This is a genomic window from Falsiroseomonas stagni DSM 19981 (assembly GCF_900114315.1).
Classification (GTDB): domain Bacteria; phylum Pseudomonadota; class Alphaproteobacteria; order Acetobacterales; family Acetobacteraceae; genus Falsiroseomonas; species Falsiroseomonas stagni.
In genome coordinates this window covers 432,142-441,902 of record NZ_FOSQ01000003.1, presented here as the reverse complement: position 1 = coordinate 441,902, position 9,761 = coordinate 432,142, and the positions used below count along the sequence as shown (strand labels likewise).

Genomic DNA, 9,761 nt, shown 5'->3' with positions numbered 1-9,761 from the left:
CGAGGAGGACGTGCTCGCCTACATGCACTTCCCCGCCGCGCACCGCACGAAGCTGCATTCGACCAACCCGATCGAGCGCCTCAACGGCGAGATCAAGCGCCGCACCGACGTCGTCGGCATATTCCCCAACGAAGCCGCCGTCGTCCGCCTGGTCGGCGCCATCCTCCTCGAGCAGTCCGACGAATCGGCAACCCAGCGCGCCCGCTACATGACCCTGGAAGCCATCAGCACCGTCAGCGATAATGCCACCGTCAGGCTCTCGGCCGTGCCAGCCTGACCCGGCAGCCCAACCCGCCGAGAATCATCGCGCTCCTACACCACGCGATGGGACACGACCCGGTCTTGCTGGGCCAGCGCCATGGAACGTTATGCGCAATGTGGTCGCGGTGCCTACATCCCACCGCTCGTAATCGGGAGGTAGCTCAAGATGGTTGGCATTCCAGCGGACGATCTCACGGAAATCATCGCCTCCCGGGTCATGGAGGTAGATGGTAAGCCACAGTTCCACGTCAGGATTGGCCGCCCGAAGCTTGCGCCAGAGGGTAGATCCTGGTTCTGCGCCTATGAAATTGTCGGACCACTGACAAACCGCAGGGGGCGATTTGGCGGTGAGGATGCCATGCAGGCGCTGGTGAACGCGATCTACTGCATTTCGGTTGACGTGGAGAGTTGTGCAGAGAACGCGCAGGGCAGGTTGTCCTGGTTTGGGGACTTCAAGGATTTCGGACTGCCCTCGCCACCGATACGCTCCGAAGGAGAGGTCAGCGGGCCGAAGTGATCCATCGCCGTCTGTCGGGTCGCCCCGGCATCCGACAGCGGGCGGATAGGTTTGCAGAGACCGTCGATTTCCGGCTCGTCTCGCCCCGTCAGTAATTTACCATAAGTTACTGATCTGAATGTAAAAATTATCCAACCCGCGATCTTCGCCCCAACAGCGGTCCCAACGCGCCTGCTGCGCTCGGGCCTCCGTGGTCCCATAGCTGATCCGCGATCCCGAATTCACCGATGGGGGAAGATCCGCGGCAGACCCGCCTTGATCCGGGGCCGTGCACTGGTCGGCATTTCAGGCCTACCCAACCCGCCTTCCTGAAGAGTGGCGCATCAGCCGGGCCACGGAAGCCGCCTTGAACCGCCCCGGCTTTGCCGGAGGCTCCAACCATTCAGAGGGTGGAGCGATGACGGCGAAGAAGACGGCGGTGAACTACTCGCCAGAGGTTCGGGAGCGGTCGGTGCGTCTGGTGCTGGACGGCACCGGGGAGCACGGCTCGCGATGGGCGGCGATCGGCTCGATCGCGGCGAAGATCGGCTGCACGGTGGCGCGGCAGATGGGCCTGAAGGGCGTGGTGCGCGGGAAGGAGACCAGGGCGACGGTGCCCGACAAGGGCCCGCCATGCCCGGCCGACCGCGTGAACCGACAGTTCCTCGCACCGCGGCCAAACCTGCTTGGGTGTCGGACTTCACCTGCGTCGCGACCTGGCGGGGCAACGCCCACGTCGCTTTCGTCATCGACACCGTCGCGCGGCGGATCGTCGGCTGGCGGGGGTCGCGGACCGCCCATGCCGGGTTTGTCCTCGATGCTCCGGCGCAGGCGCCGCATGACCGGCGGCCGGTCCAGGGCGGCGGTCTCGTCCATCACAGCGATCGCCTGGCCGAAGCTGGCATCGAGCCCTCCGTCGGCCGCGTCGGCGACAGCTGCGACAACGCGATGGCCGAGAGCGTCATCGGCCTGTTCAAGACCGAGGTCATCCGCCGCCGCGGCCCGTGGCGCGGCCTGGAAGGCGTCGAGTTCGCCACCCTCGAATGGGTGGACTGTTTCAACAACCGCCGCCTCCCCGCACCGATCGGCAACATCCCGCCCACCGAGGCAGAGGCGCGCTGCTTTGCCGCCCAGGAGACCACAGCCCTGCCGGCCTCACTCGCATCAAACAGCCTCCGGCGGCCACTGCCAGGACATGCCGGCGCGAGAGGTCGAAACGGCGCATGACGGTCCTTCCTGCACGATCGGGGCGGGATCGCTGGCAATCATGCCACGCCTTCCGGGGGAAGCTCCGCGACATAAGGGCCAAGGAGTCAGTAGACTGGCTCCACGACCTTCATCGCTTTCACCCGGCGCGCCCCGCGATGCCTCACGCGGTCCAGGCCGCCATGGTGGCGCGCGCGCATTCATGCATGACGGTCAGCGCGCGCTGCGTTGCCGAGGCGCCGATGACGAAGGGATTGGCAGCGCCCGGCTGCATCCGCGCGAGCTTCTCCACCGCCTCGTCATAGCCGTTGTGGTTCGACAGGAAGACCTCGACATTCTGCCGGGCCGCGACTTCCCGCGCGCGGGCGGTGGCATCGATGTAGCCCTGCAGGCGGGGGATGCGGTCCGGTCGGCGGCCGAAATTGAACGCCGTGCCGCCCCACAGCATGGCGCGATGGGTGCGCCCGCCCTGGCGCACATCGAACAGCAGCGTCACGGTGCCCATGGTGTGCCCGGGTGTGATCATCACCTCGAGCGAGGTGTCTCCCAGGCGGATCAGTTCGCCATCGCGCACCGAGATGTCGCGGCGCGGCGGGCGGCCCCAATCCGGGCGGTCGAACTCCAGCCCGGTCTCCATCATCGTCCAGTCCGCGTCGGAACACACCACGCGGCAGCCATAGCGCCGCACGAAATGCCCGGCGCCGCCGTAATGGTCGCCATGCCCGTGGCTGACCACGAGCGTGCGGATCCGCGCGGGATCCATCCCCAGGCTGCGCAACCCGCGATCGGCGATGCGCTCGGCATCCTCGTCATTGTCCATCGCATCCACCAGGATCAGCCCCTCGGTGGTGGTGATGGCCCAGGCGCTGACCCAGCGGCTGCCGACGAAATGCAGATTGTCGAAGGCGGCACCGGGGGGTGGCGTTGGCAGGGCACGCAGCTGGTCCGGCGTCTGGGAGACGAGGCCCGGCGTCGGCGCCGCGACCTCCCCCAGGCGCAGATAGGCGCGCAGGTCATCCCCGGCAGCGGCACGGGCGGCGGCAAGGTGCTGCTGCACGGCGGGGTTCTGCGCCGCGGCGGGGCTCGGCGGCAAGGCGAGGCCGACGCAGCAGGCACAGCCAAGGGCCAGCAACTGGCGTCGTCCCGGGATGACCGCCTCGGCCAGCAGCGGCGGGCGCGGCTCGGGACGGGACCGGCGGAAGGGGAACAGCATGCGATGCTCCTGCAGGGTCGATACGGCAAGGCGGGCCTGGCGACACTGGACACCAGGGCATCGAGCCCGGCAAGCATTTTCGAAAATATTGACCTTTTCGATAGTACGCGCAAGGCTGGCAGGCCAAGTCGTGCCCGAGGGGGAACATGCACAGCCAATGTCACGCAGCCGCGCGCCTGGATGGGATGATGCGCGCATGATCCCCGTGAAGCGCCTGCGGCACCTCGCCCTCGCCGCGATCGACCCCGAGCGGCAGCTTGCCTACTACCGCGACGTCATCGGCCTGGCCGAGGTCGGGCGCGCGGATGGCCGCATCTTCCTCGCCAGCGAGGCCGGGCAACTGGCCATCGTGATCGAGAAGGGGCCGGCACCAGGCCTCGCACGGCTCGCCTTCGACCTGCCGCCGGACCAGGACCTCGCGACGATCGAGCGCGCCCTGCGTGATGCCGGGCTGCCCGCCGAGCGGTGTGCGGACCCCGCGCCTGGCTGCCCGGTCGCGCTGCGGTCGCGGGATCGGGATGGCCGGGCGCTGGAACTGCATGCCGGCATCCACTGCCACGACAACCGCCAGCCCCTGCCCGGTATCGGGCCGCTCAAGCTCGGCCATGTCGCCTGCTACGCGCCCGATCCGGCGACGATCGCTCGGTGCTACACCGAAACGCTCGGCTTCCGGGTCTCGGACTGGATCGAGGACCGGTTCGTCTTCCTGCGCTGCAGCCATGAGCACCACACGGTGAACTTCACGCGCGGCCCCGATGCGCGCATGCACCACATGGCGTTCGAATTGCGCGACGCCGCGCATATGCACCGCGCCGCCGACATCCTCGGCGGGCAGAAGGTGCCGATCCTGTGGGGCCCGGTGCGGCACGGCCCCGGGCACAATGTGGCGATGTATCACCGCGACCCCGAGGGCAACGCCATCGAACTGTTCTACGGCCTGGATTGCATGACCGATGAGGCGCTGGGCTTCTGGGACCCGCGCCCCTGGCACCGCGACCGGCCACAGCGGCCCAAGACCTGGGTCGGGCTGCCGCGCGATGTCTGGGGGCTGCCGCCATCGCAGGCCTTTCTCGAGATGCACCGGCTGCAACTGCCCGAGGAGCGACACTGAGATGCCGCCCGCGGAGCCGGTGCGATGACGCCCGCACCCGACCCGGCCGCCATCCTCGGCGCGGAGGACAGGCGCTTCCTGGCGATGACCGAAAGCGACCTGGATACGCTGGCGCCGTTGCTGGCCGACGACCTGCACTTCGTGCACTCCAACGGGATGGTCGAGGACAAGGAGGAGTTCCTGCGCAAGCTGCGCAGCGGTGAACGGCGCTACCGCGCCTATTCGGCGCTGGCGCGCAGCGTGCACCAGGAGGGCGGCTTCAGCTTCGTGTTCGGCGAGGCCGATGCCGAGATCGAGCGGCCCGGCGGCGGAATCAGCACCCGCATGACCTACACCGCCATCTACCGCCATGCGCCCGAGCCGCGCCTGTTCGCCTGGCATTCGGTGAAATCCCCCGCGCCGGCGCCACCCCCGGCAGCCAAGGCGGGGCCTTGAGTAGCGCCGGGCGGCGCGTCACATAGGCAGCGCCACAGGGAGTTGACGCGAATCATGTCCGCGAGGGCCGTCACGAAGCGCGCCGCCCCGGCCGCGATGCTTGTCAGCCAGGCGGTGCTGAACCGGCTGCTCGCCGACATCCTCGATGGCCGCTACCCGCCCGGCGCACGCCTGCGATTCGCGGAGTTGCAGGCCGCCTACGAGGTCGGCATCGGCACGCTGCGCGAAGCCCTGTCGCACCTGGCTTCGGTCGGCATGGTGGAGGTGGACGCCAATCGCGGCTTCCGCGTCGCGCCGGTTTCCGCCGCCGACCTGCAGGATGTCTCCAGCCTGCTGATCGAGTTCGAACAGCGCGCGATCCTCTCCTCCATCGAGAATGGCGACAAGGCCTGGGAGGAATCCGTGGTGCTGACCTTCCATCGCCTGGCCGGCATCGAATCCCGCCCGCGGGCGGAGCGCGCCGAACGCTTCAACGAATGGGTGGCGCTGCACCGCGACTTCCACCACGCGCTGGTCTCCGCCTGCGGATCGCGCTGGCTGCTGCACATGCGCGCCCTGCTCCATGACCACATGGAGCGCTACCGCCTGCTGTCGCAGCGCCACCGCCCGCAGGGCCCCGGCCGCCTGGCCGAGCATGCCGCGATCAAGGACGCCGCCCTGGCCCGGCGCGGGGCGGAGGCGGCGGAACTGCTGCGCAAGCAGTTGCAATGGACGGTGGACAATGTCCGCCGCTACGCGCCGCAATTCATCGACCCGCCCGGCTGAACCCGGTTTATCGAAGATCTTGTAATTTTCGAAGATGTGGTCATGCTGCCGGTCGTGGGCAGGGAGGCCAGGACATGGACAGCGAGATCACCTTCACCTCGGACGGGCTGACGCTGGCCGGCAGCCTGCACGTGCCGGATACGCGCGGGCCGGACCAGCGCCTGCCCGCGCTGATCGTCCTGCACGGCTTCATCGGAGCGAAGGACAAATCCTACTCCGAGGTGGTCAGCCGGCTGATGGAATCCTGGGGCTATGTCGTGCTGCGCATCGATTTCCGCGGCTGCGGCAAGAGCGAGGGCCAGCGCGGCTATGTGCTGTGCCACGACCAGGTGGCGGATACGCGCAACGCCATGACCTGGCTGGCGCAGCGGCCGGAGGTCGATCCGGCGCGCATCGCCGTCCTCGGTCATTCCTTCGGCGCCGCCATCGCCGCCTACACCGCCAGCACCGATACCCGCTTCGCCGCCGCCATCATCTCCTGCGGCTGGGGCAATGGCGAGCGCAAGTTCCGCGGCCAGCACCCCACGCCCGAGGCCTGGGAGAAGTTCACCGGCCTTCTCGCGGAAGGCCGCGCCCACAAGCAGCGCACCGGCGAGGCGCTGATGGTCAGCCGCTGGGACGTGGTGCCGATGGCCGAGCATCTGCGCAAGAACCTCTCGCACCTCGCGCAGACCGTCGTCGCCGCGGACACCGCGCAGAGCATGTTCGACTTCAAGGCCGAGGAGGTGATCGGCCAGCTCGGCCCGCGCCCCGTGCTGTTCATGCATGGCGCGGACGACACCGTGACCCCGGTGGAACAATCGATCCGCCTGTGGGAGCGCGCGTCGCAGCCCAAGGACCTCGTGCTGATCACCGGCACCGACCACTTCCCGATCTTCGGCAACGACAATCGCGGCCGCGACATCCTCAAGGGCTGGCTCGACCGCTACTTCCCGCTGGCCGCGGCATGAGCGCCCGATGCGCTCCGCGCATCCCGGCTACCGCGAACTGATCGGCGCCGGGGCGATCAACCCGCGCCCAGGGATGGAGATGCGGATGGCGCTGCGGATGGCGGCGGGCGCCATCGGCCTGCCGGAAGTCGGCCCGGCCCCGTGGCGGTGAACCGCGCGATGGGGCATCCCGCCCCGCGCGCTGCGGAACAGGGCATGGCCGGGCAGCGCGGGCGCGGCGGTCTCCGCCAAGCCAATCGCCACGCCGGCACGCCACGGACCCGGCCGCCGTCGCCACCCTGCTGCCGATGGCCGGGCCGGACGGGGCGGGGTTGTCGTTGATGATCGAATGCCTCGCCAGCGCCGCGGCGGCCCTGGGAATGGCGATGCCGCCTGCCTTGGCACGCCAGGGGGCGCTGCGTTCGCTTCAACACGGCTCGTGCTCTGGAAATCATTGAATCCAGCGCAGGCAATGCGTTCAGATGAGCCCATCTGAACGCAGCGTGCTCCCAGTGCCTATGGGCAGTCAGCCTGCGGGCGCGCTCGGCGTGGTTCGGGCATTCTCATGGCTGTCCATCCGGGGCTCCGAGTTGCTGGGTGTTGGCCTCGCAACCACAGCCAACCAACTCAGCCCCGGAGGGACAACCTCCATAGCAACGACATCCAGGGGTCCAGCCTCATCCGGGCGTCAGCTGCCTGGCGGCGATCAGCTCGCGCCACCGTGCGATCTCGCTCGCCACGAGGTTGCGCAGTTCCGACGGGGAACTGGTGTGGACCCGACCATCCACCAACGCCGCCAGCCTGGTCCGGTGCTCCGGCTGCCCCGACAAGGCGATCACCGCCTGATGGAGTCTTTGCAGGACCGGTTCGGGCAGGCCGGCGGGGGCGGCCAGGCCGGCCCATGTCGTGACCGCGTAGCCCGGCACCGTCTCGCCCACGGGCGGCACGTTGGGGAAGGCCGGCAAGGGCTCGGGTGCCGTCACCGCCAGCGCCCGCAGCCTGCCGCCCTGGATATGAGGGCCCGCGGTGACGGTGGTGATGACCGCGAAGTCCAGATTTCCCGCCATCAGGCCGACGATCGCATCCGACTCCCCGCGGTAGGGAACGTGGACCAGTTGCGCGCCGGACATCACCCCCAGCATCTCGCCAGCCAAATGGTGGGTCGATCCCGTGCCGGCCGACCCGAATGTAAGCCCATTGGCCGCGGTGGCCGAGCGCAGCAGCGCAGCCAGGTCGCGCGCCTGGTTTTCGGCCCGCACGGCGATCACAAAGCCGAATTCGACCACGCGGGAAATCCAGGAGAAGCCGCCGACCGGATCGAAGGTGATATTGCGGCCGAAGGCAGCCGCCACGGCATGGCCGCCGGTGATCAGGCCGATCGTGTAGCCATCCGCCGGGGCCCGGCTGATCACCGACGAAGCAACCATCCCGCCAGCGCCCGGGCGCGGCTCAACCAGGACGGTCTGGCCGAGCAGGCTGCCCAGCGAGGGGGCGAGCACCCGCGCCAGCGCATCCGCCGAACCGCCCGGCGCGAAACCGTGCAGCATGGTGATCGGACGTTCCGGATAGGCCGCCAGGGCCGGGCCGGCGGCAAGGGCACCAAGGCTGCCGAGCAGGAGCCGACGCGACAAGGGCGGCGTGTCGATGAGGGCGCCGGGCACAAGCCGGCGGACATTGATCCGATCTGTCACCCAGAAACTCCCTCCCTGAACCGATGGCCGGCCTTGGCTGCCTGCCACGGTGCGGCCGCCCTGCATCGGGGCTCCACCTTCCGTTGGGGTCCAACCTCTCACAGCATATTCGAAAATTCAACCGTCTTCGAATATGAGTCGCCCCACCTCCTTCGCCGGACGCAGGGCCTCGCAAGCGCTCCGCTGCCTCGCGATACCGATGGCCACTGATCAGGCCCCGGGCGCCCGATCGCGCAGCAGGTCACCATCGCCCCGCCACCGCACCGCGGCGCCGCGGCCCATCTTGATCCCGGGGCCGCCCTCCGTGAAACCGGGGGCGTGGGGGCGGCGACGGGCCGTGCCCGTGCGGGCCGCGCATCCAGGCCTCCTCTCGACCACCCAGGAGACGCAGCGTGCCGCCCGACACCGCCGCCACGGACACCGCCCTCCCCGCTCGCACGCCGCGCCCGCTGGAAGGCGTGCGCATCATCGATGTCTCCACCGTCATCGCGGGCCCGCTCGGCACCTATCTCCTCGCCAGCCTCGGCGCGGAGGTCATCAAGGTGGAGCGCCCCGGCACCGGCGACCTGGCCCGCCGGATCGGCACCGATCCCGCGCGCAACGCGGCGCTGATGGGCGCCTCCTTCCTCGGCACCAATGCCGGCAAGCGATCCATCACGCTGGACCTGAAGTCGCCGGAGGGCGCCGCCATCTTCCGCCGCCTGGTCGCCACGGCGGATGCGGTGTTCGAGAATTTCCGCCCCGGCACGATGGACAAGCTCGGCCTCGGCTACGCGCAGCTGAAGGACATCAGGCCCGGCCTGGTCTATTGCGCCGTCTCCGGCTTCGGGCAGGACGGGCCGCTGGCGCAGCGCGCCGCCTATGACCAGATCATCCAGGGCATGTCGGGGCTGATGAGCCTGACGGGCCCGGAAGACGGCACGCCGAGCCGCGCCGGCTTCGTCGTCTCCGACAGCTTCGCCGCCGCCATCGCCGCGCTCGGCACCGTCGCCGCCCTCTTCCGCGCGCGGCAGACGGGCATCGGCGGGATGGTCGATGTCTCCATGCTGGAATCCACCCTGGTCATGGCGGCCTGGATCGTCTCCGACTTCGTCAATGCCGGCACGGTGCCGACGCGCCTCGGCAATGACAGCCGCTCCTCCGTCCCCTCCGGCACCTTCCGCACGCAGGACGGCCACATCAACATCGTCTGCAACGAGGATCACCAGTTCCACGCGCTGTGCGACGCCGTGGGACAGCCGGGCTGGAAGACGGATCCGCAACTCGCGGACCGCCAGGCCCGCTTCCGCCGCGGCGCGGCGGTGAAGGCCCTGGTGAATGGAGCGCTGGCCGGCCGCACCACCGCGGAGTGGGAAGCGATCCTGGCGCGCCACGGCGTGCCCTGCGGCCCCATCCTCGGCATCCCCGAGGCACTGGCCCTGCCGCAGCTGCGGGATCGCGGCTTCCAGCGCCACTGCGAAGGCTCTGACGTGAAGGTCGGCGGCATCGGCCTGACCATGAAGGGCGAGGTCGAGCCGCCGCCCTCGCCGCCGCCCGGACTCGGGCAGGACACCGCCGTCATCCTCGGCGAACTCGGCTACGATTCGGATGGCCTGGCCGCGCTGCGACGGGCGAAGGTGATCTGAGGCGGTGTTCGGGCCCGGGCGGGGTTGCC

Annotated in this window: 10 protein-coding genes and 1 pseudogene; 9 read left to right on the top strand and 2 right to left on the bottom strand. The window is 69.4% G+C overall.

The annotated features are described in order from the left end of the window. The 3 genes and pseudogenes from BM041_RS12360 to BM041_RS12355 all read left to right on the top strand — a co-directional run. Nucleotides 1-277, top strand: a 277-nt coding sequence (locus BM041_RS12360; RefSeq protein ID WP_175533890.1) for a transposase, incomplete at its 5' end; no start/stop codon positions are given. A 150-nt stretch (nucleotides 278-427) separates the two neighbouring features. Then, the gene (locus tag BM041_RS29985; RefSeq protein WP_139226039.1) at nucleotides 428-778 is read left to right on the top strand and encodes a DUF6968 family protein; all 351 of its coding nucleotides are present in this window, start codon (nucleotides 428-430) and stop codon (nucleotides 776-778) included. A 529-nt stretch (nucleotides 779-1,307) separates the two neighbouring features. Continuing rightward, nucleotides 1,308-1,912 (top strand): annotated as a pseudogene (locus BM041_RS12355) (DDE-type integrase/transposase/recombinase); the annotation flags it as partial. Between the two features lie 214 nt (nucleotides 1,913-2,126). On the opposite strand, the gene BM041_RS12350 reads toward BM041_RS12355, so the two are convergent. Beyond that, entirely contained in the window at nucleotides 2,127-3,176 is a 1,050-nt protein-coding gene (locus BM041_RS12350; protein ID WP_092959778.1) for an MBL fold metallo-hydrolase, read from the bottom strand. Between the two features lie 196 nt (nucleotides 3,177-3,372). On the opposite strand from BM041_RS12350, the gene BM041_RS12345 reads away from it, so the two are divergent. The 5 genes from BM041_RS12345 (at nucleotide 3,373) to BM041_RS30555 (ending at nucleotide 6,588) form a co-directional block, all read left to right on the top strand. Then, nucleotides 3,373-4,287, top strand: a complete 915-nt coding sequence (locus BM041_RS12345) for a VOC family protein (RefSeq protein WP_092959776.1) — start codon at nucleotides 3,373-3,375, stop codon at nucleotides 4,285-4,287. Nucleotides 4,288-4,311: 24 nt separating this feature from the next. Further along, nucleotides 4,312-4,722 (top strand): nuclear transport factor 2 family protein, encoded by a 411-nt coding sequence (locus tag BM041_RS12340; protein WP_092959774.1) that lies wholly within the window; start codon nucleotides 4,312-4,314, stop codon nucleotides 4,720-4,722. A gap of 54 nt (nucleotides 4,723-4,776) precedes the next feature. Beyond that, nucleotides 4,777-5,487 carry a GntR family transcriptional regulator gene (locus BM041_RS12335; RefSeq protein ID WP_092959773.1) on the top strand — a complete coding sequence of 237 codons (711 nt, stop codon included), beginning with the start codon at nucleotides 4,777-4,779 and terminating at the stop codon, nucleotides 5,485-5,487. Nucleotides 5,488-5,561: 74 nt separating this feature from the next. After that, nucleotides 5,562-6,437, top strand: a complete 876-nt coding sequence (locus BM041_RS12330) for an alpha/beta hydrolase (protein WP_092959771.1) — start codon at nucleotides 5,562-5,564, stop codon at nucleotides 6,435-6,437. Between the two features lie 7 nt (nucleotides 6,438-6,444). Further along, a complete protein-coding gene (locus BM041_RS30555) occupies nucleotides 6,445-6,588 on the top strand; it encodes a hypothetical protein (RefSeq protein ID WP_175533889.1) in 144 nt (47 codons plus the stop codon). A 505-nt stretch (nucleotides 6,589-7,093) separates the two neighbouring features. Here the strand turns inward: BM041_RS30555 and BM041_RS12325 are convergent. Continuing rightward, nucleotides 7,094-8,173: a tripartite tricarboxylate transporter substrate binding protein gene (locus BM041_RS12325; protein ID WP_092959769.1), complete on the bottom strand. Its 1,080-nt coding sequence runs from the start codon at nucleotides 8,171-8,173 to the stop codon at nucleotides 7,094-7,096. A gap of 326 nt (nucleotides 8,174-8,499) precedes the next feature. Between BM041_RS12325 and BM041_RS12320 the strand changes: the two genes are divergently transcribed. Continuing rightward, complete coding sequence (locus BM041_RS12320; RefSeq protein ID WP_092959767.1) at nucleotides 8,500-9,732, top strand: CaiB/BaiF CoA transferase family protein; 1,233 nt, start codon at nucleotides 8,500-8,502, stop codon at nucleotides 9,730-9,732. Nucleotides 9,733-9,761 lie beyond the last annotated feature (29 nt).

What these genes read in the sequence shown, in the direction of transcription:
- BM041_RS30555 (WP_175533889.1), top strand. Translation starts at nt 6,445, where the DNA reads ATGCGCTCCGCGCATCCCGGCTACCGCGAACTGATCGGCGCCGGGGCG.
- BM041_RS29985 (WP_139226039.1), top strand. Translation starts at nt 428, where the DNA reads ATGGTTGGCATTCCAGCGGACGATCTCACGGAAATCATCGCCTCCCGG.
- BM041_RS12345 (WP_092959776.1), top strand. Translation starts at nt 3,373, where the DNA reads ATGATCCCCGTGAAGCGCCTGCGGCACCTCGCCCTCGCCGCGATCGAC.
- BM041_RS12335 (WP_092959773.1), top strand. Translation starts at nt 4,777, where the DNA reads ATGTCCGCGAGGGCCGTCACGAAGCGCGCCGCCCCGGCCGCGATGCTT.
- BM041_RS12325 (WP_092959769.1), bottom strand. Translation starts at nt 8,173, where the DNA reads ATGCAGGGCGGCCGCACCGTGGCAGGCAGCCAAGGCCGGCCATCGGTT.
- BM041_RS12340 (WP_092959774.1), top strand. Translation starts at nt 4,312, where the DNA reads ATGACGCCCGCACCCGACCCGGCCGCCATCCTCGGCGCGGAGGACAGG.
- BM041_RS12350 (WP_092959778.1), bottom strand. Translation starts at nt 3,176, where the DNA reads ATGCTGTTCCCCTTCCGCCGGTCCCGTCCCGAGCCGCGCCCGCCGCTG.
- BM041_RS12330 (WP_092959771.1), top strand. Translation starts at nt 5,562, where the DNA reads ATGGACAGCGAGATCACCTTCACCTCGGACGGGCTGACGCTGGCCGGC.